This is a genomic window from Sporolactobacillus sp. BBK16-2 (genome assembly GCF_059878335.1).
The window spans coordinates 218,983-242,844 of the sequence record NZ_CM187611.1 but is presented as its reverse complement, the minus strand read 5'-3'; the positions used below and the strand labels follow the sequence as shown (position 1 = coordinate 242,844).

The window sequence follows — 23,862 nt, the reverse complement described above, 5'->3', positions numbered from 1 at the left end:
ATGGACACCTTTAGGCTATAATAGACTCATAGCGATTGATGGGGGTAAACGCGTTGGCTCGTGAAGAATTAGATAAGCTCACCGAGGTATACATAAACGATCAGGAATCAGTCTACCATACTTGGTTTATTAATAATGAAGATCGCCTCAAAGCATTCCGCACCATCAAAAAGGGGCTAAAAAAAGTCATCAGTGAAATTGAAGCACGCAGCTTTGGCAATGATTTCAAGGGATCGAGTTTGGAAACCGTTGTTACGGCGATATCGGAGCAAAAACAAGTTTTTGAAGGTGCGGCACATCCGTTTTACTGGAAACCAAAACTGCGCATTCCCGATATTTATGAGAACCCGGAAAACCAACTGGCTTTCGGAAGATTTCTTAATGCATGTTTGCATGCCAACAATGCTGAACAGATTTTTGACGAGATCGTGAAACTTGACCAATTAAAGATTAAGGGCCTTGGCCCGGCAGTTGCCACTATTATTTACTTCCTTCACCCCACCCTGTTTCCGCCTTTCAATACGGCGATTGTTCGCGGGTACAATACATTGTTCCATAAGAAGCTGAAGCTTGGGTCTTGGATGGCCTATCTTGAAATGAGAGAGGACATTTTGGCGACAAATCCACAATCTCGCTTGTCCAAAGACTTAGGCGCTTTTGCCGGTTTACTGTTTGAGATTGGCACAGGCCGGCTTATCCTGCCCGAAAATAGCGACCAGATTCTGGATGCGGAAAACGAAAAGCGTTTAAAAGTATTGAAAAAAAGACATCATCAAGTCCTTGATGACCAAATTGAGGAAAATGCGCACAGTGAAATGCAGTACCATTTAGCACGATTGGGACACTCGCTGGGTTATCACGTGTGGATTGCACAAAACGACCATAAGCGAGAATATAACGGTAAAAAACTCGGCGAATACTCGCTTCCCGCCTTGCCGCTCTCGAATCTAAGCAAAAGCGTTTTTGATACCATATCCCTGATTGACGTACTCTGGCTGAATCAGAATGGTGAGATTGTCAGCGGATTTGAAGTGGAAAAGAGTACCTCCATTTATTCAGGCATTCTCCGGCTTTATGATTTGTCGCTGTCTGTTGATCAAGTATGCAGACTATTTCTTGTCGCTCCCAACAAACGTGAAAAAGAAATCAAAGCGCAATTAATGCGTCCATCATTCATTAAAGAACACTCCTTAAAGTCCGTCATGTCTTATCTTTTATTTTCCGATTTGCAATGCGACTGTGACGCCATGTGCAAATTCGGTACGGACATCAGCATCCTTGATCCGATTGCAAAATCGGTATGAATTTTGCTGTTAAATTAGAAGCAGATTTTCTTATTGGTGGCTGCCTTCAACCATTCATTCATTAGGCTATCTGAACTAATTCGGATTATGCTAAAATAATAAACAAGGTAATAGAACGGCTTAAAGAGCGGTGTGTCTCACCCTGTTACTCGTAGGGTCTCCTGTAGACGACAGAGAACGGAAGGAGGCATTCTTCAACCAATGGATATAATTGGAGTAATAATTAGCATGATTGCGCTGCTCTTTATGGGCGGCACATTCATTATTGCTTTGCTCAGTTATATCTCAAGGGAAAAGAAATAACCGCTCTGGTCGGCAAACTAGAAAGCGGTTATCCTTTGAGATATTCAGCTATAAAGTGATGCGCTGCTCTTAAAGCAGCTTCTAAAGCCTAGGCAGTTATCTGTGTAAGCGCACAGGTAACTGCCGTTTTTATTATATACATGAATAACCAAATGTAGACGCAAAATCCATATGCTTAATCTACTAGATCAAAGCAACTATATATCCTAAGCGTTATATACCTTTAATCCTATTATAAAGTCTACTATTGAAAATGTGAAGCACAAGAACATACTGCATAGTCTACTACCTAATAACACAGTCTAATCATTAAATGCTATGCTACACAGCATAAGTGTCTGTATCTAGAAGGTATTGATATACATCTACGTTTTGTGTGATTCATTGTCATCCCGTGACCTGTTCTGCTTTTTGATCCCTTAAATTGAAAAAAACATGATGATAAAACAGCTACCAATCAAAGAACGGAGACCCTAGACGCTGATTTATCCCGATAATGAATCGCCGGTTTTTCTCAGCTGGTCTACTAAATAAATATAAAGGCCTTCAGCAATCATTTGCGAGCATCCGCCAATCACGTTATCATGAGATCAGCAGATCAAAAATCAATCATACGATTTTCAGTGCCAATCCATACATATGGCAAGACTTGCAAAACGTTTATCGGCAGGAAATGAAAGGATTTATCAGAGATGACGGATTTTCAAAGGCTGAAGGAACAACTGATCACATATAGTAAGAAAATAGGTGTGGACAAGATCGGCTTCACGACAGCTGATCCGTTCACCGAGCTCAAGTCACGGCTTTATCGGCAGCGGGAACTCGGTTATCAGTCCGGATTCGAGGAGAAGGATATTGAAAAAAGAACCGAGCCGACTCTGCTCATGGATGGCGTACAGTCGATCGTCTCGATCGCTATGGCCTATCCGAAGCGAATGGCCGAACGTCCGGCAAATACGAAAGGCCATCGTCGCGGCGCCTTTGCCCGGGTCTCTTGGGGACAGGACTACCATGCGATACTTCGTGACCGCATGCAAAAGCTTGGCGAATTTCTGGTTGACACGATTCCCGGAGCCACATTCAAAAGCATGGTCGACACCGGAGAACTGTCTGATCGTGCAGTGGCTGAACGTGCCGGCATCGGCTGGGCAGGAAAAAGCACCAACCTAATTACCAAAGAATTCGGGTCTTACGTTTATCTTGGCGAGATGCTGACCAACATCCCATTCCCTCCGGACAAACCGGCGACCGATCTGTGCGGTGACTGCACGATTTGTATCGACCACTGCCCAACCGGAGCACTGGTTCAAGGCGGACAGCTCAACAGCCAGAAATGCATCGCCTTTCTCACCCAGACAAAACAGGAGCTTCCGGAAGAATACAAAAAAGCGATTGGTAACAGGCTCTATGGCTGCGACACCTGTCAACAGGTCTGTCCGTACAATCGGGATGTGGACAGTCATTTTCATGAGGAAATGGAGGCGGATCCGGAACTTGCCCGTCCGCTTCTTGCACCGTTGCTGTCGCTGTCCAATCGTGATTTTAAAGAAATATTCGGGGAATTGTCCGGTTCCTGGCGGGGAAAGAAGCCGATCCAGCGCAATGCGATTGTGGCACTCGGCAATTATAAAGAAGTTGACGCCGCACCGGAGCTCCTCCGCCTATTGCAGGAAGACCCGCGTCCCGTCATCCGCCGCACAGTTACCTGGGCACTGCAGCAAATGTGGGACCGATTTGAGCCCGATATGCATGCGCAAATTATTGAATCACTAAAAAAACTTCTCGTGAAAGAAGAGGACGAGAAAATTTGTCAGTGGATTAAGGAAAAACTCGATAATGAAAAGGATAATTGTAGTTAATCATCAAGACAATGATGGAACCCATTCACAATGCATTCCGTTCGCACAGGGAACATTTGCAATCATCCACCGCAAAAAACAAACGTAAGGGGTAATCATCGATGCTGGATAAGCGAAAACAATATATCTATGTGTTACGTTTAATTCCTTCTTTATTAAATGAAGCAAATTGGACAAAGCGGGAAAATGATGCGGTTGAACGACATTTTTCAAGATTACAAGAATTGCTGAATAAAAGAGTGCTCATTCTTGCGGGAAAAACAGAAGGCCTGGATGAAAAGACATTTGGCATTGTCATCTTACAAACTTCTTCGTTCGAAGAGGCGCAAATGCTGATGCAATCCGATCCGGCCGTTGCAACAGGAATCATGACTGCTGAACTCTATCCTTACCACATCGCACTGATGCAGTCTGATTTGCCATTCATCGATTAGTCATTTCATCTACTATTTGCATCAAATACCGACATCATTCTCAGTAGTGAGCACAGTACTCATATCGATAGTAATCGTTTTTCATTAAGTTCAGCTACAGATGCACATGTCGGTCTGTTTCGCCCTGGCTTTAATGCCGTATAAGCAAATCGTCCTATTTCTCCCAAAGTTCAACCAGTCGACCATCTGGATCTTCAATCCAAATAAACGTTCCAAATTCACTAGTCTCTTTTTTCTTTGCAAGGGGCACACCAATGTCTTCAAGGTGCTTAATCATCTCGTCTAGATTATCTACTTGGAAATTCAACATGACTTGCTGTTCCGTTGGAAAATAACGGTCATTCTCGGTAAAAAAAGAAAAAATCGTTTCATTTCCTAATTGAGGTTTAATCATAGTCCCATTCCAATTTTCTATTTCAATCTTCAATACGTCACTGTACCATTTTTTTACGACTTCAAGATTCTTAGTTCTCCAAAATATTCCTCCGACACCTTTTATCATCTTTTTAAGCTCCTATCAACTGTTGTTTTTAAACCTCATGGTTAAAAGATATGCCAAAATAATGCAAACGACAATTAGAAAAATACTAATTAGGAAGGATCCTGGCGTTGAATAAAATGCGTTTGAAATATACCTGGATAAATATAGCATAAATAGAAAATTAATTATGTATTGGATCCACCATACTATTTTTTCGATCACACCCAGAAATCCCTCTTCTCTATTGATTCTGTGTACTTTCGCCCATAGACTTGGTACACTCAATTTTAGTCCATGAGCTTTTATGTTCAGCCTTCTGACCTCTGATCAGTGGAAATACAAAACACGCCACAAGTTACATTAAATATACTTTATGGCGTGATCTTTTGGAACACTTTCAATTGGTAAACATCTCAGTCAATGCATGTGCACATGATTGTCGGTGGTTAAACAGAATGTTATGGGTCGTGAATTTTGTTACATTGATTTGTTTAACTTACATTTAAAAATTTACTTATGACCTTTTTAAAATGTTCAGGATTTTCCAGTCTTAGCAAATGACCTTCATGGTCAAATTCAATGATTTGTGCATTTGGAATTAGATCAGAAGCTTCTTTTCCCAAGTCAGGCGGATTCAAAATATCGAACTTTCCACTAATTACAAGTGTGGGCAGTTTTATTTTTGTGAGTTCTTCTCGGAAATCAAATTTCGTGATTGATTTCGTCGCCGCTTGTTTTTGAGCAGGAGTCAGATGATCATAGTTTAACGTCTGCTCTACGATTGGATCAAATCTTGATGGTGTATGAATGATATATTTAGATAAAATCTTAAATGCTTCTTCGCTTGTTTTGCCAACTAATTCATTGGCGTGTTCCTTTTGTAATTTGCCATAGGATGAACCTTCACCATGTGATGCCGGGACAACAAGGATCAGCTTTGATAACAAATCAGGTCGTTTAATTGCAATCCCTTGTGCGATGTAGCTTCCCAGAGACTCGCCCAGAAGTATGACATTCCGGAGACCCAATCGGGTGATGAGCTCAATTCCGTCATGGATATGATCGTCAAGTGTATACCTTTCAGGCTTGGATGAGTCACCATGTCCCCGTAAATCATAACGTATGACTAAATGTTCTTGACTCATCCACTCAAATTCATACTCAAATGTAAAGCGGCTACTTGTTACACCGTGTATTAATAAAATAGGCGGATTCCCAATTCCCTTTTCTTCATAACAAATCTGGGTGGTTTTGTCGGTGGATAATACTGCCAACTTCATCATTCCTTTCGTTTATGTAGTGAGTTAACTTGTAAGAATCATTTTTATAAAATTTGTAATAATTTTTATTACAATTATAAATTCACCTTTATAACGAAAAAAGGATTATGCTTGCCTAATATCAATCCAATTGTGACAGTATTCATTAAAGGCATACAAAAAGAGTGAGAGATCTGCATCAGATCACTTCACCCTTTTCGCATAGTAATCAAAAATCATTAGATCGGCATTGTAATTTTCAATATCATAGATAAAAATTTTCTTTTTCAATTTTCAGATCAATCATTGATGTTAAACAAACTATTTCTTTTTATTTGATTCATATTTAGAGGTAAATCGTTTTCTGTCTTTTGTAATTTGATTGTCAACAGCTTTCTTAATTTTGAGTACTTGATCATCTGCCTTCACTTTATTTATGAGCGAGGATGTCTTTACAGAAGGAAGACTATTAATTTTTGTTAGTTCTTTATTCGAATTTGGTCCCGATATTAATAGTGAACCGTCCGGTTGTGCATATCCGATAAATGTATAATAATTCCCTTCCACAGGAAGTGTGTCGTTTTCATAGAGCTGAACATTCTTTTTATCTTGAGTTAATCCACCTTCTTTTACAATAGGAATTTCTTGGTTTGTGATAAGCTCACCTTTTAAATTTTGGATCACAGTTACTTTATAATTTGTAAATGGATCTGCAACGGTCTTTGTTCCACCGTCCTTAGTTTCTGTTTCAACAGGATTCTTAAAGTCCGTATCTAATTGCTCGTTTACATAGCCAACAAATACGTAATCAGCATAACCAACAAGTGCTCGTTCATTATCTGGATTAATGATAAAAGAGCCTTCTACACGTTTAACAGGGAATGATCTTCCATCCTTAAATGTATATTTATCTGAGCAGCCCGTTAAAACAAGTATAAAGATAAGAAGAATTGCGTAATTGTATTTCTTCATAAATAATCCTCCTCGTATTATTAGTTTTGAAGTTAATAGTCATCCCTGTTCAGCTCAAGTACTGCTCAATATTCTCTCCGTGATTTAATTTAATGAGTAATTACATAAAAATACCGATCATAAGATGCTTTATCATTTGCACTTAGACTGGTTCTTGTAGTATCGTATTTATACATAATATCTTTGGATGTATTATGTGCAAGACCCAACGTATGACCTAATTCATGCGTTGCGACATTTTGTTTTCTTGTTCCTGATAATTGATCCATATTATATTTATTAAACTTCTGGTATGTCAACACTAAATCAAACAAATTTTTAAAGGTGTTGTAACTTGTATTCAGTCGGTGTTAGATAGTCTAGTGAGCCATGGATGCGAATATTATTGAACCAGTTTACATAATCGAATAATTCAAGATCAAGAACGTGTTGGTTAGGGAAAACACGCCCGCTAATGAATTCAGTTTTGATGGTCTTAAATGTCGCCTCCGCAACGGCATTATCATACGGTGTGCCTTTGTGACTCAATGATCGTTTGATTTGAAACGTTTCCAATGCCTCATCAATTAACTTGTTTTTAAACTCGTTACCTCGATCCGTATGGAATAATTCAAGGCGATTTAGATCGTTTTTCACAGTGGTGAAGGCTTGATAGACTAACTTGGCATCTTTATTCGGACCTGAGCTATAACCAATAATCTCTCGATTATATAAGTCAACGAGGACACAGATATAATGCCATTTTTGCTGCACGCGGACATAGGTCAGATCACTGACAACCACCTTCAGCTCCTTCTCCTGGCGGAATTGACGATTCAACGTATTTCCAATTGGAGATTCGTTACATCCTGTTTTGTGCGGTTTAAACTGAGCGATGGTATATTTCGAGATCAGACCTTGTTCCCTCATGATCCGCCCGATTCTTCGCCGTGAGACTTGTTTTCCCTGTTTCTCTAGTTCTTTTTTGATTTTTCGCTGTCCATAAATCGATCGGCTATCCTTAAAGATTTTAACGATTTGATCTGTCAATTCCTGATTGACCTGTTGTTGTTCACGAACATTGGCCTCGTAATAGTACGTACTGCGAGCAAGTTGTAGGACGTCGCACATTGCTGATACCGAGTATTTGTGACGGTTCTGACGAATCACATCTACTTTCGTCCCATGATCAGCGCGGCTTGTTTTAAAATGTCATTCTCCATTCTTAGTTTTTGGTTTTCTTTTCTTAGTTGAATAAGTTCTTCCTGTTCCGGCGTACGATTATCTTTCTCCTTGAAGGAACCGCTCGTCTCATGTTGACGAAGCCATTTATCAAAGGCCGAAGGCGTGAGATCGTACTCTTTGATGATTTCATGTCTCGGTTTTCCTGAAGCATGCAAACTAACAATCTGTTCCTTAAACTCTTTTGAGAAAGTTCTCCGTTCCCGTTTCATATTTCCGGTCTCCCTTGGTCTATTTGAACCAAGTGTACATGACCTTAACTTATTCGTCCAATTAAGTGTAACCTATCCATTCAATTCTCCATATTGGTATGTGGTTGCATTAGTGCCATTTACTATATATATATCGGATAACGTCACATCTTTAATAGTCCAATCTGTATCATGTCTGATTTTGTTACCTATATAATTATTCCATGTGTTGACTCCGCTTTTAAAATAACTCAAATATGAAGTAGATCCACCCCAGTCCATATGAAGTCCACTGTCGATTAAACTCCAATTCTGTATGCTAGATGAGGCAGCATAAGTTTCCTCAGGAAATGATAAAGAAAAGAAGAATGTGAGCCCAACGAGAATTATTAGTGCGGAGATTAATTGGCGAATTTTTTTCATGTAACAACCCTTCCTTTAGGTTTAATTAAGTTAAATAATTGAATAATAAAAATGTACTATTCGATGGAAAATCTTGCTGTTATAGGTTTTGTATGAATACTTGATATTGAGTTTGAAACTCTGACTTTTCTTAACAACCCCTTGGAAAATTTCGATATAACAATGAACATTAATAGGTAATAATCAATTCTGATTATCCCGCTAGCTCATGATAGGTGACCGTTAATGTGGTTACGCAGTTAGAAAGTAGGTGATGGAAAAGTTCATCTTCAAAGTGTCGACGATTAAATAGGTAACTGAACTCATCGCGATGGGCCTAAATTTGTTTCTTGTCTAGACCATGGTAAGTTCCCTCATAATTGCTTTGGCATTGGATATCATGTTTTGCAACCAATAGAGATGATCCCGATTACTTTTGGGAGCAAATTTAATCCCCTAAACCTACACCTCTCCCCAACAAGACCTGGTAGGAACTAAAACCGTCCGTATGGATCATCGTGTCAAATTTAAGCGAATTTTCTGTCAGTAATCTGAGCGTTTTGCCTTGGACATTGAGAACTCTTTGTATTTTGGCGTATTGCGGATGACCTTTGGTATTGAGGATCAGCCCAACGACCAACGTAGCCTTTTTGGTTCCCCGTCTACGTTTGCCTCCCTCAGTTGTCCTGATAAAAAGTGTGCACATCGCAGACAGGACAGGTAAAGCTATTGGATCATTTGTTCTGAATCAAGTAGAATTCACAGGAAGATTGACTAGAAATGATTCTGGAAATAGTTCATTTTAGCTTTTTTGCCATAACCCCCCCCCAACGTATTCTCTACACTTCATTTATGAGTCTAAGAGATTTTTGAACTTCTAGGCATGTTTGGACAGTTTTTTAGGCATTATTACATTGTGGACCTTTTTTATTGTGGTCAATAAAAAAGTAATGTTAATGCTTAGAAACATTTTATATTATTCAAAAAAAAAAAATCTGTCGTAATCTGTCGACAAAATGATTTTTTTTGGTATGTGAAAAATTAAATCATACGATAACTTTGTGATATATAAAAGTGGCCTAAGCAATCTCCGCATAAACGGACAGCAAGCCTTAGAGCTTCACAGACACAACAAGCGACTGATCCATCCCCTACTTAGGATTCAAGCCTTAAAGTGAGAGAAAAGACTGTTGGCAGGATTAAAACTCGCTTTTTTATAAACTCTTATCAACTGTTGTTTTTAAACCTCATGGTTAAAAAATATGCCAAAATAATACAAACGACTATTAGAAAATGCTAATTAGGAAGGAGCCTGGAGTTGCATAAAATGCATTTGAATCGATCACCTGCTAAATTACCAGCTCACCTGCTGAATAACCGCCTCACCTGCTAAATAAATCGTTAACCTGCTGAATAACCGCCTCACCTGCTAGATAATCGATTCACCTGTTTAACTTTTCCCGCTCTATAATTGCCAGTCCGTCTTTACTGCGTAACAAGATCATCCTCAGGAAACATTTTATAAAAAACAGGCAAGTACACGATTTTGTGTACTTGCCTGTTCCTATTTTTTATTCCACCGTAACCGATTTGGCCAGGTTTCTTGGTTTATCGACGTCGCATTCGTTCTGCAGGGCTGCGTAGTACGCGATCAGCTGCAGAGGAACTGCGCAAACAAGTGGTGTCAGGGCATGGTGCACTTTCGGAAGCACGATGCGGTCTTCCGCGTGATTCGTGACTCCGTCCATGCTGATGATGCACGTGTGGGCGCCGCGAGCGGCTACCTCTTCAACATTACTGCGAATGTTGTTGTTGACATTTTTCTGGGTCGCAAAAGCGAAGACCGGTGTGCCATCCTCGATCAGGGCAATGGTGCCGTGCTTGAGCTCGCCGCCGGCGAAACCTTCTGCTTGGATGTAGGAAACTTCCTTCAGCTTCAGAGAGGCTTCCATGCAGACGTAGTAGTCGAGTCCGCGACCGATGTAGAAGGCGTTTCGTGTGATCGACAGATATTCGCGTGCGACTTCCTTCAGCAGCGCTTTTTCGTCAATCATCTGCTCCATGCCTTGTGCGGCAATGCTCATCTCATGAACAAGGTCGAAATCGAGCTTCTTGCCTGTTTTTTGAGCAGAAGCAACGGCGATAAACGCAAAGACGGCGATCATAGCTGTGTATGCTTTGGTTGATGCAACAGCGATTTCCGGACCCGCGAACAGCAGCATTTTGTAATCTGCTTCGCGGTATAGAGTCGAGCCTTCGACATTCGTCATGGTCAGTGTCGGATAGCCGAGTTTCTTCACCTTGACGAGTACGGCGCGGCTGTCGGCCGTTTCGCCGCTCTGCGAGATGAAGATGAACAGCGGTTTCTTCGAGAGAAGCGGCATATTATAGGAGAATTCACTCGAAATATGCACTTCGGTCGGAATTCCGGCAACGGTCTCAAGCAGATGCTTGCCGACGAGTCCGGCATGATAGCTCGTGCCGCAGGCGATGATGTAGATTCGGTCTGCGTCACTGACGGCCTTCGTGACCGTCGGATCAAGCGTAACGACTCCGTCCTTGCCGCTGTATTCCTGCAGCAGACGGCGCATCACGGCCGGCTGTTCGTCGATTTCCTTCAACATATAATGAGCATAAGCACCTTTTTCCGTGTCATGCGCATCGAAGGAAACCGTATAAGGCGCGCGCGTCTTTTTGTTGCCGTCGAGATCCATGATCGTGTAGCTGTCACGAGTCAATTCGACAACTTCTTCATCCATCAGCTCAACGTACTGCTTCGTCTTCTGGATCATCGCTGTCGCGTCACTTGCTACGACATTGAAGCCATCTCCGAGTCCGATCAGAAGCGGGCTTTTGTTCTTCGCTACATAGAGCATGTCGCTGTCTTCCGCGTCAACCAGTGCAATCGCATATGAGCCGTCAAGCAGCTTCAGCGTTTTCCGCAGAGCTGCTTCCGTACTCAGACCTTCGTTTGCGAAAACTTCGATCAGCTGTACAACGACTTCGGTATCCGTCTCGCTTTTCATGGTAACGTCGGACAGATATTCTGCCTTCAGCTGACTGTAGTTTTCAATTACACCATTGTGAACAAGGGTGAATCGGCCTGAAGCACTCTGATGCGGATGCGCGTTGCGCTTGTTCGGTTCGCCGTGTGTTGCCCAGCGTGTATGACCGATACCAAGCGTTGCGTGAACGGCAGGATCCACGGATTCACGAAGAACGGCGATCCGTCCTTTTTCCTTGAAAACATGGACACCATCTGCATTCAAAAGCGCGATTCCTGCTGAATCATAGCCCCTGTATTCGAGATTGCTGAGTCCCTTAAGTAAAATGTCACGTGCATCTTCGTTGCCAATATAGCCTACAATACCACACATAGGATAGTCCTCCTTGTGAGGCAAGGTGCTTCAAAGATGTTCTATTCATCAGATAGGGCAGTCTTGCCCCACTTGTTTTTTTTATTTTTATTGCCTATGTGCCTGCAGCACGGGTTCTGTACAGAAAGTTGCCTTCCTGGTTTGTGCGCGTGCTAACGGTTGCAAGCATTCCGAGAGGTATCCGCCGAATCCTTCGATAAACCTCTTCCTCGTCAACTATTCCGTAAATCTCCGTTCGAGAGAATAGTCCAGGCGCTTAATATTCAGTTATCCGACCCTCGCTTTCCTTCTCGAGTTACCCACATACTACTTTAATCTGATCTGTGCGTCAATCTTCTTCGAAGTGGGATTCTTTTTCTTACTCAATATATCTATTCAGCAAAGCCATGTCCGGCAACCACGGGATTAAATTTTCTATGGTCATCTTTTCCCGTCTCAGTTGAAAATGGCAAACAGTTATAAATTCGCAGAAACAGCGATCATAATGCCCGCCCAAATTCAGAAAAATTATTTTCCAAAAGTGGAGACTTTGACCGCTGGTTTATTTCGTCTTATTTTATTGAATTTCGCCGCCAACTGCTTCAACAACCTTTTGAGCAATTCGGTCGACATAAGCATCGCATGCTTCCTCAGTCGGTGCCTCAGCCATTACACGAATAAGTGACTCCGTACCTGAAGGTCGCACCAGAACGCGTCCGTCGCCGGCCATATCGGCCTCAACATCCTTGATCGATTGAGCGACCTCCGGATTTTCCGTTACATGGAATTTGTCGGCAACATGGATGTTGACCAATTTTTGCGGATATGTTTGTACTCCGGCGGCAAGCTCGGACAGCTTTTTACCGCTGGCTTTCAAGATGCTGACCAGCTGCAGAGCTGTCAGCATTCCGTCTCCCGTTGTCGAATGTTCAAGGAAGATGATGTGTCCCGATTGTTCACCACCAAGTGAGTAACCGCCGGCGCGCATTTCTTCCATAACGTAACGGTCGCCGACCTTCGTCTGTTTTGTTTCAATTTGCTCCGCTTGAAGTGCCTTGTACAAGCCAAGATTACTCATAATGGTCGTTACCAATGTATCTTTATTCAGCATTCCTTTTGATTTCAAATAGGTAGCACAGATATACATAATTTTATCGCCGTCAATAATGTTTCCCAGCTCATCAACAGCAATCAAGCGGTCGCCATCGCCGTCAAATGCAAGTCCGCAATCGGCTGCCTTTTCCACAACAAGTGCAGATAAAGCATCCGGATGTGTCGAGCCGACGCCTTCATTGATATTTTTACCATTTGGTGATGTCCCTATTGTGACAATGTCTGCTTCCAGATCAGCAAAAAGATGCGGGGCGAGCGAGCTCGTCGATCCATTGGCACAGTCGAGTGCGATTTTGAGCGAGGAAAAATCGTCTTCCTGTATCGTCTGTTTCAAAAATTGAAGATATTTTTGGCTGCCTTCAAAATAGTCGCTGGATGTGCCTAAGTCACCGCCGATTGGTCTTGGCAGATCATCTTTTTCTTTAGACAGCAATGCTTCAATGGTTTCCTCAACCTCGTCGCTCAGCTTAAATCCGTCACTGCCAAAGAACTTGATGCCGTTATCGGCAACAGGATTATGCGATGCAGAGATCATCACGCCGGCACTTGCGTCCATCGCCTTCGTCAAATAGGCAACGCCAGGCGTTGAGATAATACCAAGACGCATCACTTCAACGCCGATAGACAATAGTCCGGAGATCAGCGCGCCTTCCAGCATATATCCGGAAATACGCGTGTCCCGGCCAACCAGAACCTTCGGATGTTCAGTCGTCTTCGTTAATGCATAACCGCCTGCCCGCCCCAATTTAAAAGCTAATTCAGGTGTCAAGCCGAGATTTGCAATACCTCTGACTCCATCTGTTCCAAAGTACTTTGCCATAATTTCGATCGCTCCTATCTTTCCTCGTCCAAATTCCGCCGCTTTATTGTAAACTCCGTGCCGCATTCTGTCAAAGGGATGTTCTAACCCCTCAAAAAGTAACAGGCCGTGAACCGTTAACTGATGCTGACGTTCACCGTTTTCGGATCTGCCTTTGCAGTTAAACCGTCCGCTGCGCTAACTGCAACAGTAACCTGATGATCACCCGCATCCAATCCGCTCAAATCGACCTGCGCCTGGACATCACTTTCGGACAATTGATCGACATCCTGAGAAGGGCCGGTTACCGAGACGCTTACATGATCTTCATTGCTGAAGGTCGCTTTCAAGCCATCCTTAAGCCCGGTTACCTTTATTGGAATATTCGTCAGTTTTTTCGTTTGTTCGTCCGTACTTGAACTTGAACCAGAATCGGAACTGCTGCTTTCGTCACTATCAGCCGCTGTTTCTTTAACAATATGAACCGTAACATCTATTTTCTCCGGATCTACTTTGCTTGCCCCTGACGGAACAGGAATTGTTACCGAGAACGTCTTGTTCTTTTTTAAACCATCCACAGACACAGACAACGGATCGAGTGCTGTAATTTGGCTAAGTGCTGCCGCATCCTGAGCCGTTACGGTCACATCGCTCGCAGAGGGTTCGACCGATGAAACACTGTATCCCTTAGCCGGCGTACCCGTCGTCACTGCCTTGATACTCAATTGTTTCGACACTTTATCAATCGGCACGCGAACATGAACCGATGAAGGATTGATCGTCACATTCACTTGATCACCGTTGCTGTTGTATGCATGCAGCGTAACCATTTTATCCATCGTTGCATTCGCGTCTTTAACATTAATTACGCCTTTAATGAACGCAATCGAGTCCACGGAGTCTTCACCGCCGGTAACTGTGACATTCTGAGTGTCAATAACCGGATCACCAACTGCGTAACCGTCTGCAACCGAACTCTTATTGATAATATCAACGGCAACCGGAAGCTCTTTACTCGTTTTCTTCTGAATCGTTACCCGAACAGTCTTCGGAGTCGGGCGGACAGTCAGCCCTGACGGAAAGCCGCGTGTCTGGACGCGGGCATCATAGGTGCCCGGCTTCATATCCGTCAGATCCAAATATGCACTCTTCGTGCTCGGCAATTTTGCCTTCAGAATTGATTCATTGGAGCCGGTCAGACGGACACTGATCGTCTGCGGCGCCCCGCTGACCACATACTTGTTCTGATTATATTGTACAGACAGCTTTTGTGTCACCACTGCCGATTGCTGTGACGGATTCACAGCCACATTGGAAGGGCTTCCCGATGATGTACCGTCGCCCGATGATACAATGGCGTACAGCATAAGCGCCATGACAAAGGATACAATTTTGACAAACCAATTGTTATTCAAAAGTTTATCCATTGTGCTTACCTCTCCAATTCCAGCGAACGGTCGGCTGATTCTCCGATTCATCCAGTTCATGCTGGAGCATTTCTTTCAAGCGTTCCTCACCGATCTCGCGGAACATTTCTCCGTTCTTCGTCACCGTGATGCCCCCGGTTTCTTCAGACACAACAACGGTTAAAGAATCGGTTACTTCGCTGACGCCCATGGCCGCTCGATGCCTTGTCCCAAGTTCCTTCGAAATAAACGGGCTCTCCGAGAGCGGCAGGTAGCACGCTGCCGCAACGACTTCGTTGCCACGAATAATAACCGCACCATCATGCAGTGGCGTGTTCGGAATGAATATGTTAATCAGCAGTTGAGGGGTTAGGTTCCCATGAAGCTGAATTCCTGTTTCAATATAATCATTAAGTCCTGTTTTGCGTTCAATGGACATCAACGCTCCGATTCTGCGCTTTGCCATATAAGAGGACGCTTTGACAATCGCGTCCGCCATTTGTTTATGTTCTTCCTCAACTACGACACCTCTAGAGAACAGACGTCCTCGACCGAGTTGTTCCAACACGCGACGCAATTCCGGCTGAAAAATGACGATGATTGCGAACAACCCATAGGTAATGGCATTGTTCAAAATCCACTCCAGCGTCCGCAGCTGCAAAAGGCTGCTCAGAAACCACACTGCGATGATGACAAGAATGCCTTTCGCCAGCTGAACTGCCTTTGTGCCTCGAATAATCATGATCACTTTGTAAATCACGTAGGTGACAATCAAAACGTCAATGATATCTGTCAAGTAGTTTAGAATATTGAAATGAGTCCACAAAGACATGGCTTTTCATCCTCCAAATCAGCCGTAGTTCTCTACCCGCGCCGACAATCTTATTGTTTCTGTATATCCTTGGTGTAAACCTAATTTTCGAAAAATTAATAAGCGCATCGGCTCGTCTTTCTTATCTTATGACTTGCCGTTCAAAAAAATGAACAGGCAGTCTCAGGTCTGATCGCCCGATACTTTTACAAGTGCATAGCCGCTTCTGTCTCTTGTCTGGCGTCTGGCACCAATCACGACCAGCGACATCGGCAGCGCACAGATGGCAACCGTGGTCAGAACCGGATGACGGCTTCCCCATTTGCGAATCACGTTCCGCTTGTCAGGCGGCAGATGATCTAAAACACTTTTCGTAAAAGCGGCCGGCAATTGCGGGTGGGTCAGCCTGCGCAGCAATTCAGTTGAATCATTCAATTCATTGAAATGAACGCGGCACTCATCGCAAGTGGCAAGATGCTCAAACAATACCTGTTTCTCCTGTTCGGTTGCCTCCTGGTCCAGGACCTTATTCATTAAAGATACATATTTTTTACTGGCGCAACTCACGCTCGCCCTCCCCCTTCAGCCATCATATTTTTTCTTAACATTTCGCGGCCACGGTGAATGCGCGTCTTAACCGTACCGACCGGTATTTCCATAATTTCACTGATTTCTTTCAAACTCAAATCCTCAATATATTTTAAGACGACTGCCGAGCGATATTTCTCAGGCAGCTTCTTAATTTCACCTTGCACCATTTCTTCAGTCTCTTTGCGCACGATCCGATCTTCCGGCTGTTCACCTTCATCAGGCAGCATTGCATTCAGTGAAAGACCTTCCGTACTTGGAACGACAGCATCAAGCGAGACAACATTCTTTCTGCGCCGCAAAAAATCAATAGACAGATTCGTCGCAATTCGGAACAGCCAGGTTGAAAACTTTCGTTCGTGATCATATTGATCGATATGGTTATAGGCGCGTATAAACGCCTCCTGGGATAAATCCTCAGCTTCCTGAGCATTACCGACCATGCGCAGGCAGATGGCAAACACGCTGTTTTTATACCGTTCCACAAGCTCGGCAAATGCTTGCTGATCCCCTTTTCTGATTTTTTTAATCAGTCGCTTCTCACTTTGATCCATTTTTACCTCTCATTTGAAGCATTATTTACTACGCATTTCATTCGTACCAAGTTTCATTGATGTCATGAGGCTTTTTCGCAAACAGTCTGTTCTTGAATTCATATAGTTATTCGCTGGACAGGGCTTATTTATCACTTTATTCATGAGCTGTTATTCGTCTTAAAAACGAAGGATCCGGCCGTCAATCCGTCAAATGTTGCCGCTCGTTTGAAAAAATTCTGTTGGGGTAATTCAATAGTTAAGCAAGAACCGAAGCCTGGAGGTGGAACATATGGACAAGCAAGAACTCATCAAAAAAATCGAAGCACTGCGCAATGTGATGTCACAAGCTGCTCGTTATCAACCGCTTACCTCGCCGGAAATCCAGCATATGAGCCATCATCTTGATCAATTATTGAATCAGTATGATCGGCTCGTCCGAAGACAGAATTTGACGAGGTCAAGTCTTCAAGCTCCGGTTAGGCCTTAGTTTTTCTTATACTAGATACCGCTTATCTTTAATCTTTTATGCTTTTTTTGTACAAAAAACTTCCTGCAGTCTGCAGACATTAAAATTATAACATAATTCAAGCCTTCTAAAACAAACAAGCGGCTTGTTCCTCTTGACAGGAGCAAGTTTTTATTTAACAATAAAAGTAAACCAACAGTTTACTTTTATGTGATCAGGAGCGATATTTTGCCATCAAAAAGAACACTGCAGAAGGAAAAGAAAAGAACAGCCATCATCGACGCTGCTGAACACCTATTCTTTTCCAAAGGCTATGACCGTACAACCATGGACGACCTGTGTCGTGAAGCGCATTTCAGCAAACGCACACTTTACATGTATTTTAATAGTAAGGAACAGATTCATTTTGAGATCATGATTTGCGGTTATAAACAGCTGATCTCTATGCTTGATGACGAAAATCAAACGTTAGGCGTCATTGAGCGTCTTAAACAAATGGCGGATACCTTTTATCAGTTCAGCCAAAGCTTCCCGGAGTATTTCACAGCCATCTTTTCATATGAGAACAGCGCTGCCGATTTCCAAAAAGGTGTACCGGATTCCTCCAAAGAAGAATGCTACGCGCTCGGTGAGGTCGTTTTTCAGAGGCTGGCACTCTTAATTCAAGAAGGACAGAAGGAAGGTGTGTTCCGTAACGATTTGGATTCCGAACAAACAGCCCTTATCTTATGGTCTTGTATGAGCGGAGTCTTGAACACGGCAAAGCTGAAAACGAATTACTTGGAGAACTGCCATTCCCTATCATCCAGAACGCTCATTAACAACGCTTTTGAATTGATCATCCGGTCCATTCGCAATGACCACGGAGGTGCCCTTAAGTGAAAAGAAAAGGCGTGAAAAAAATGATTATCATCAGCATTTCGAGCTTCATCACTCTCATTTTGCTGGCACTCGCTGCCATCCTTCTAGCCGGTGGTTTGTTTCAGAATCAAACGTATCTGAAGCCATGGGACAAAAATTACGCCGACCACTTCAAAGACCCGCGTATTCGACTGGCTGCCTACGGACTTCTCGCCGCCAACGGACATAACATGCAGCCTTGGATCATTAAGCTCGACAAAGCCGATCCCATGACGTTCTACCTCTATGCAGACGCAAGCAGAATGTCGCCGAAAGCCGATCCTTATGCGCGCCAAATGATGGTGACGCAGGGCACCTTTTTGGACTACGTTGCGGTCGCGGGTCAATCGATCGGCTACCCTGCAACCATTGCCCTGTTTCCCGAAGGTTCCTATAATGAGCAGCAGCTCACACAAAGTATGTCCGTCAAACCCGTTGCAAAAATAACCCTGAAACGAGCAAAACCGCAGCATAATCCCCTTTTTCACGCCATCTATATTCCAGACACAAACCGAGAACCGTACAAATCGACAAAACTGAGTTCAGCACAGATTGATGCCCTGGAGGCTCTCAATAACAACAAAATTGAAACAAAGATTTATCAAGACAAGGCCGACGTGAAAGCACTTGGAAAATTCGCATTGGACAGTGCAATAGTCGAGGCAGATACTCGTCGCGTCATGGACGAAGCCGGAGCCATCTTCCGCACGAATGAATCGCAAAAAAACAAAATGCGTTATGGATTTTCATTTGAAGGTCAAGGCACATCCGGCCTTAAGCTCTACTTTATGCAGGGCCTGATCACACTTTTTCCTTCCCTTAATAATGAGAAGGCTTCATCTGATCTCATGATTCAATCGACCAAGGCGGCGCTTGAGCACACACCCGCATATGCCATGATTTCATCCGATGATAATAGTCGTGCCAGCCAGGTCAAAAGCGGCATGATTTACAGCAGACTGACGCTGACCGCCGCAAGCCTCGGTCTCGCCGCACAGCCGGTCAGCCAAGCGTTGGAAGAATACTCTGAAATGAACACGCAGTATACAGGCATTCACCATAGCTACGCACCAAAAGGACAAACAATCCAAATGCTTGTCCGAATCGGAACACCAACGAAAAATGTTCCGCAAAGCATGCGCCGGGATGTTATGGAGTTGGTTCGTAATTAATAAGACGGAATTGGAAAAATTTGTTGAGCAACCAGAATATAATAAAGTTCATTGTAACGAACCTCCTTAATTTCTAATGACTACTACTATTTTTGTTCCCTGTTATACAAAAAAGGGATTTTTGCTCTTAAGCAAAAATCCCTTTTCCGTATGTACAAAGCTTTGATGGAGCCTAGCGGGATCGAACCGCTGACCTCCTGCGTGCAAAGCAGGCGCTCTCCCAGCTGAGCTAAGGCCCCATATAATGGAGCGGAAGACGGGATTCAAACCCGCGACCCCCACCATGGCAAGGTGATGTTCTATCACTGAACTACTTCCGCAAAACAAACAAATATAAAATTAATTAAATGCGGATGAGAGGACTTGAACCTCCACGCCCCGTAAAGGGCACTAGAACCTGAATCTCACCCGAAAATTAAAGCCTTGAAATGCCCTCTATATCAGGCACTTCCAAAAGCATCCGTTTTAACGTCACAAGACACAGTATAAATGATCAGTTAATGCTTGTCAACATGAATTTCAACAAAGTAGAATTTATCATCAAACAGCATCTTTGTCTTGAAGTGCTTGTCAGCATTTCTTTGTACTGATCTCCAATTATGTCCATAACCGAGTTCATCATGCAACCAAATACCGACCTTATATTTTGCGTCAAAAGTTCGGACAACCTTCATATCTGTATCAAGAACCGCCACTTTTCTTCCATTGATTGTCCGTTTCCCTTCAGCAGCTCTTTCTTTGTACCACTGTTGAATGCCTTTTGATACATTGTCCCTATGTTCCTGAGTCAGAGTTCTTCCGGTGAGCGCCTTAGATATTTTGGCACCATCTGTTTTCTCTCCGCCTTTGGTCATGTTGCAACAAGGCTTCAGCTCTTTAATTTGATCAATTTCCAGTTGTCTTCCTTCATCATAGGAAAGATCAGCTTTGTAAACACGTACATCACATTTGTTCTTCCTATAATACGCTTTGAATAGTTTGTTTCTGTTCTTGACCTGATAGCGCCGGTTGCCCGTACCCAATCCGACATAAAACACTTCTTCAGTTTCGATATTGTACCAATGATAGATGTAGTACATAAAAATCACCTCACCCTACTTCTATCTGGGATTGGTGATTTGTAAACAGCTTATTGAAGTTCAGAAAGATAAATATAGGCAACCGCGCTTCCACTGCCAAATTTCGTATACATCTTATCTTCAGCATTCTGGAACTTCTTCAAAACTTCTTGTGTCACTTCTTTACCTGTAAATCGCTTTCTTCCCTTTTCAGGACCATCTTGAACAATTTCCCAAGACATTGAATGATAAGCGCACATCACCTTTCCACCACTTACCCCAATGGCATATTGAATATAGGGCAATCTTTTCGACAATAATCTCCAGTTTCCACGGATAGCTGTATAATAATCTTTTCCTTCTTTTAAAGCCTTATGTATCTTCAGCAATAATACCTCTTCTTCCACAAACTAAACCTCCTTATCAGAATTATTTGTGTGTTATAAAATCAATATTTTATTAATTAGATCGGCTTAATTAACTCTAATTAAAAGTAGTAGTTCCAAATATCTAAAAAATGGATAAATATGCTATAATATTTATTGGTCCAAGACGGTAACCATAAAAAGGAGATGCTCTTAAATGTCAGAAGCTGAGTGGACAGAAGACAAAATCAAACATCGACTAGCTGAAATAAAGGAATTGGGCTACATTCCCATCCCCGAAGATAGATACAGAAATGACGATGGCGTAGTCGGACAAATCCTAGAACGAAAATTTAATGTTTCAGAAAACAATCTTAAACTCGGTGATTTAGGCGGTACTTTCGAATTGAAAGCGATGAGAAATCGTAAGAATAAAAGTAATTTAACCCTTGGTCACCAAAAACCGATTAAAGGAATGTCTACAAAAGATTTGTTTGAGAGATATGGTTACGTCAGGCAATCAAAACGTCATCCAGAAATTGATAAGATCAAACTTTTCACCACGGTCAAAGGATCTAGATACAACAACCTAGGGTTCAAGCTTGTCCCAGTCGATGAGCAAGAAGGATTTGTTGAATTACACCACATAGATGATGGTTACCTCTCAACTTGGAAACTGAACTTGGAAAAAACACAGAACATGATACTCGTATTTGCTGACACAAAAGGTAAAGCAAACACTGTCGATGAGCAATTTCATTTTGTAAAAGCCTTCTTATTTCAAAACCTAAATACCCTCAATCAACTAGTAACAAGCGGATTCCTTGTCATGGACCTTTGTATTGACCAACCTGCTGATAAAAGTAAATCCATGCATGATCGAGGCCCTCACTGGAGAATTTCAACTAAAAAGCTACCAAAATTGTATAAAAGTTTTCATCAAGTATTGTAAAAGAGGGCCTGTAAGCCCTTTTTTTATACATAATCAATACCAAATAATGATTCCTGATCGTTTGAATTTTTTATACTCTCTTTAAAACGATTTTGAGCATACTCAAAAAATTCCTTATTAATCTCTGATCCAATTGTTTTTCTTCCTAAAAGATTCGCTACTATCCACGTTGTACCCGATCCTAAGAATGGATCAAATACTACTCCATTATTTGGAGAAGCACATTTAATACATATTTCCACTAACTTCTCTGGAAAGGTTGCAGTATGATTTCCGTGAAGAGGCTGAGTTTTAATATTCCATACATCTCCTGGATTTTTAGGTTTTCCATTAGCACCAATTACTTTAACTTCATCAAGATTAAAATAATACTTGTTTGACTGAACAAAATGGAAAACATGTTCATATGTGTTGTTAAATCTATCTTTTACACTGGCAGGAATCCTATTTGGTTTTCTCCAAACTATATCATCTCTTAAAATCCATCCCCTTGATTGCATTTCTATTGCAAATCGAGATGGAATCAGAAGAAGCTGTTTGTTTTGATATAATTTTCCATCTTGCTTGATCTTAGGTTGTAATGGCTTAGTCGTATAAAACTTCTCTTTTCTTTCTTTTTGTGTTTGAGTCACATGGCCTTCTTTGTCAACGTATTTTTTCCAAGCCCCTGCTCCCGAACCAAAAAACGTATCACCAATATTTATAAAAAGATTTCCCTCTTTTTTTAAATAAGGTCTAAAATCTTCAAAATAATCAGCTAGATTTTTTACGAATAACTCCGGAGTTGCTTCGGTTCCAAGTTCATTTTCACCATTATAAACGCGTTTTGCCCAATATGGGGGAGAAGTTACAATTAGATCTATGCTCTCTCTAGGTATATTATTAACTATTTCTCTACAATCTACATTTTTCACGATGTCCTGATTAATCACTACCAATACCACCTTGCTTCACTTTTGGCTTACGAAAATGCAAAATATATTCGAACGTGGTTCCCATCGTTATGAAATTTGATGGCCATCCAAATATTCCAATCCCATTAACTAGATTCGTTCGATCCCAAATTATTGTATTTCTTAATTCAAATCCTGCTCTCTGCATAGCTTCAACGACAGTAATGTGTAGAGGTATTCTGGTATTATCCATCCAAATATCAGACACATTAATTACACAATGCCCATTAGGTTTTAACAGTTTGTAGAGATTCAAAAAGATCTCTGTAAAAGCAGCAGAAAACTTATCTACATCTAAAATTCCTAAATCTCTAGAATCTTGGCTATACTGTTCGACTTTCAAATATTGCTCATTTTTTCTATTTCTTCTACTCTTGTTAGTTCTTTTATGATTCAATAGGTTTGCATATGGAGGTGAAGTTAAAATTAACGAAAGAGTTTCGTCTTTAATATACTCATTAATTTTTCGTGCATCATCCAATATTGGTATTTGCTTAGAAAAATTAAACATGTTAGTATTTCCGATTAATCTTTCCTTGCTTAACTCTATATATTCTTTTTTAAGATCAAAACCAATGGCATTTCTATCTAAGTCCTGGGCAGCGACTAGTGTTGTTCCACTACCATTAAACGGGTCTAATACCGCTTCACCCCTATGAGTAAATAGATTAATACACCTTGCAGCTAGAGACAATGGAAACACTGCAGGATGTAGGTTCTTATCGCGAATATCTCTTTTTTCATACTGAAATCTCCAAACACCTAACTGCATTTTTAACCATTCTTTGGCAGTTAAGCAATTAATGTGACTTGAAGAGCAGTCGCATGTCCTTTCGTATCCCATCCTTAAATCTAATTTGTCTTCATTTATACAGTTATCACCCATTCTACCACCTACTTTCCCATCTTCAAACATTATAACAAATGAAGTACCTGTTTTTAAAATCACAATTATGGCGAT

Annotated in this window: 23 protein-coding genes, 2 tRNA genes and 1 pseudogene; 7 read left to right on the top strand and 19 right to left on the bottom strand. The window is 42.0% G+C overall.

All coding sequences use genetic code 11. The features are described 5' to 3' along the window. Positions 1 to 53 precede the first annotated feature (53 nt). The 3 genes from AC6F33_RS01350 (at position 54) to AC6F33_RS01340 (ending at position 3,900) form a co-directional block, all read left to right on the top strand. Positions 54 to 1,304 (top strand): type II restriction enzyme NmeDI-related protein, encoded by a 1,251-nt coding sequence (locus tag AC6F33_RS01350; RefSeq protein ID WP_480948080.1) that lies wholly within the window; start codon positions 54 to 56, stop codon positions 1,302 to 1,304. A gap of 995 nt (positions 1,305 to 2,299) precedes the next feature. After that, entirely contained in the window at positions 2,300 to 3,466 is a 1,167-nt protein-coding gene (gene queG, locus AC6F33_RS01345; protein ID WP_500777568.1) for a tRNA epoxyqueuosine(34) reductase QueG, read from the top strand. Positions 3,467 to 3,567: 101 nt separating this feature from the next. Beyond that, on the top strand, positions 3,568 to 3,900 hold the full coding sequence (locus AC6F33_RS01340) for a YciI family protein (protein ID WP_480948082.1): 333 nt from the start codon (positions 3,568 to 3,570) through the stop codon (positions 3,898 to 3,900). A gap of 154 nt (positions 3,901 to 4,054) precedes the next feature. Here the strand turns inward: AC6F33_RS01340 and AC6F33_RS01335 are convergent, their stop codons facing one another. The 13 genes and pseudogenes from AC6F33_RS01335 to sigW all read right to left on the bottom strand — a co-directional run bounded on the left by AC6F33_RS01335 (position 4,055) and on the right by sigW (position 17,053). After that, on the bottom strand, positions 4,055 to 4,402 hold the full coding sequence (locus AC6F33_RS01335) for a VOC family protein (RefSeq protein ID WP_480948083.1): 348 nt from the start codon (positions 4,400 to 4,402) through the stop codon (positions 4,055 to 4,057). A gap of 470 nt (positions 4,403 to 4,872) precedes the next feature. Then, positions 4,873 to 5,655: an alpha/beta fold hydrolase gene (locus tag AC6F33_RS01330; RefSeq protein ID WP_480948084.1), complete on the bottom strand. Its 783-nt coding sequence runs from the start codon at positions 5,653 to 5,655 to the stop codon at positions 4,873 to 4,875. 306 nt (positions 5,656 to 5,961) lie between these two features. Then, the gene (locus AC6F33_RS01325) at positions 5,962 to 6,612 is read right to left on the bottom strand and encodes a hypothetical protein (RefSeq protein ID WP_500777567.1); all 651 of its coding nucleotides are present in this window, start codon (positions 6,610 to 6,612) and stop codon (positions 5,962 to 5,964) included. A gap of 89 nt (positions 6,613 to 6,701) precedes the next feature. Continuing rightward, positions 6,702 to 6,896: pseudogene (locus tag AC6F33_RS01320) on the bottom strand (matrixin family metalloprotease); the annotation flags it as partial. A 34-nt stretch (positions 6,897 to 6,930) separates the two neighbouring features. Beyond that, positions 6,931 to 8,045, bottom strand: a protein-coding gene (locus AC6F33_RS01315; protein WP_500777566.1) for an IS3 family transposase whose coding sequence is annotated in 2 segments (ribosomal slippage) — positions 6,931 to 7,793 and positions 7,793 to 8,045 — 1,116 coding nt in all. Because the reading frame shifts where the segments join, the coding sequence is not laid out codon by codon here. A gap of 72 nt (positions 8,046 to 8,117) precedes the next feature. Then, the gene (locus AC6F33_RS01310; protein WP_500777565.1) at positions 8,118 to 8,447 is read right to left on the bottom strand and encodes a hypothetical protein; all 330 of its coding nucleotides are present in this window, start codon (positions 8,445 to 8,447) and stop codon (positions 8,118 to 8,120) included. A 427-nt stretch (positions 8,448 to 8,874) separates the two neighbouring features. Further along, the gene (locus AC6F33_RS01305) at positions 8,875 to 9,132 is read right to left on the bottom strand and encodes a transposase (protein WP_500777564.1); all 258 of its coding nucleotides are present in this window, start codon (positions 9,130 to 9,132) and stop codon (positions 8,875 to 8,877) included. Between the two features lie 865 nt (positions 9,133 to 9,997). Further along, positions 9,998 to 11,803, bottom strand: coding sequence for a glutamine--fructose-6-phosphate transaminase (isomerizing) (gene glmS, locus AC6F33_RS01300; RefSeq protein ID WP_480948088.1), 1,806 nt, complete (start codon positions 11,801 to 11,803; stop codon positions 9,998 to 10,000). Between the two features lie 556 nt (positions 11,804 to 12,359). After that, the gene (gene glmM / locus AC6F33_RS01295; RefSeq protein WP_255749343.1) at positions 12,360 to 13,715 is read right to left on the bottom strand and encodes a phosphoglucosamine mutase; all 1,356 of its coding nucleotides are present in this window, start codon (positions 13,713 to 13,715) and stop codon (positions 12,360 to 12,362) included. A gap of 116 nt (positions 13,716 to 13,831) precedes the next feature. Next, complete coding sequence (locus AC6F33_RS01290; protein WP_255749342.1) at positions 13,832 to 15,121, bottom strand: CdaR family protein; 1,290 nt, start codon at positions 15,119 to 15,121, stop codon at positions 13,832 to 13,834. After that, on the bottom strand, positions 15,114 to 15,932 hold the full coding sequence (gene cdaA, locus AC6F33_RS01285) for a diadenylate cyclase CdaA (protein WP_255749341.1): 819 nt from the start codon (positions 15,930 to 15,932) through the stop codon (positions 15,114 to 15,116). Before cdaA ends, AC6F33_RS01290 begins: the two co-directional genes overlap by 8 nt. Before the next feature lie 162 nt (positions 15,933 to 16,094). After that, positions 16,095 to 16,478, bottom strand: a complete 384-nt coding sequence (locus AC6F33_RS01280; protein WP_255749340.1) for an anti-sigma factor family protein — start codon at positions 16,476 to 16,478, stop codon at positions 16,095 to 16,097. Beyond that, on the bottom strand, positions 16,475 to 17,053 hold the full coding sequence (gene sigW / locus AC6F33_RS01275; protein WP_255749339.1) for an RNA polymerase sigma factor SigW: 579 nt from the start codon (positions 17,051 to 17,053) through the stop codon (positions 16,475 to 16,477). The genes AC6F33_RS01280 and sigW overlap by 4 nt, the downstream gene beginning before the upstream one ends. 271 nt (positions 17,054 to 17,324) lie before the next feature. Here sigW and AC6F33_RS01270 point away from each other — a divergent pair, with 271 nt between their 5' ends. From AC6F33_RS01270 to AC6F33_RS01260, 3 genes are all read left to right on the top strand, one after another. After that, positions 17,325 to 17,522 carry an aspartyl-phosphate phosphatase Spo0E family protein gene (locus AC6F33_RS01270; RefSeq protein ID WP_255749338.1) on the top strand — a complete coding sequence of 66 codons (198 nt, stop codon included), beginning with the start codon at positions 17,325 to 17,327 and terminating at the stop codon, positions 17,520 to 17,522. A 207-nt stretch (positions 17,523 to 17,729) separates the two neighbouring features. Beyond that, on the top strand, positions 17,730 to 18,383 hold the full coding sequence (locus AC6F33_RS01265) for a TetR/AcrR family transcriptional regulator (protein WP_500777563.1): 654 nt from the start codon (positions 17,730 to 17,732) through the stop codon (positions 18,381 to 18,383). Continuing rightward, the gene (locus tag AC6F33_RS01260; protein ID WP_500777562.1) at positions 18,380 to 19,573 is read left to right on the top strand and encodes an Acg family FMN-binding oxidoreductase; all 1,194 of its coding nucleotides are present in this window, start codon (positions 18,380 to 18,382) and stop codon (positions 19,571 to 19,573) included. Before AC6F33_RS01265 ends, AC6F33_RS01260 begins: the two co-directional genes overlap by 4 nt. Positions 19,574 to 19,739: 166 nt before the next feature. Here AC6F33_RS01260 and AC6F33_RS01255 read toward each other — a convergent pair. The 4 genes from AC6F33_RS01255 to AC6F33_RS01240 all read right to left on the bottom strand — a co-directional run bounded on the left by AC6F33_RS01255 (position 19,740) and on the right by AC6F33_RS01240 (position 21,038). Further along, positions 19,740 to 19,812 (bottom strand) — tRNA-Ala (locus AC6F33_RS01255). 6 nt (positions 19,813 to 19,818) lie between these two features. Next, positions 19,819 to 19,893 (bottom strand) — tRNA-Gly (locus AC6F33_RS01250). 177 nt (positions 19,894 to 20,070) lie between these two features. Then, positions 20,071 to 20,652 (bottom strand): GIY-YIG nuclease family protein, encoded by a 582-nt coding sequence (locus tag AC6F33_RS01245; RefSeq protein WP_500777561.1) that lies wholly within the window; start codon positions 20,650 to 20,652, stop codon positions 20,071 to 20,073. 50 nt (positions 20,653 to 20,702) lie between these two features. Beyond that, complete coding sequence (locus AC6F33_RS01240; RefSeq protein ID WP_500777560.1) at positions 20,703 to 21,038, bottom strand: hypothetical protein; 336 nt, start codon at positions 21,036 to 21,038, stop codon at positions 20,703 to 20,705. A 175-nt stretch (positions 21,039 to 21,213) separates the two neighbouring features. Between AC6F33_RS01240 and AC6F33_RS01235 the strand changes: the two genes are divergently transcribed. Further along, positions 21,214 to 21,948 carry an MvaI/BcnI family restriction endonuclease gene (locus tag AC6F33_RS01235; RefSeq protein WP_500777559.1) on the top strand — a complete coding sequence of 245 codons (735 nt, stop codon included), beginning with the start codon at positions 21,214 to 21,216 and terminating at the stop codon, positions 21,946 to 21,948. Between the two features lie 23 nt (positions 21,949 to 21,971). On the opposite strand, the gene AC6F33_RS01230 is transcribed toward AC6F33_RS01235, so the two are convergent. Continuing rightward, entirely contained in the window at positions 21,972 to 22,880 is a 909-nt protein-coding gene (locus AC6F33_RS01230) for a DNA-methyltransferase (RefSeq protein ID WP_500777558.1), read from the bottom strand. After that, positions 22,873 to 23,850, bottom strand: coding sequence for a DNA methyltransferase (locus AC6F33_RS01225; protein WP_500777557.1), 978 nt, complete (start codon positions 23,848 to 23,850; stop codon positions 22,873 to 22,875). The genes AC6F33_RS01230 and AC6F33_RS01225 overlap by 8 nt, the downstream gene beginning before the upstream one ends. Positions 23,851 to 23,862: the final 12 nt, after the last annotated feature.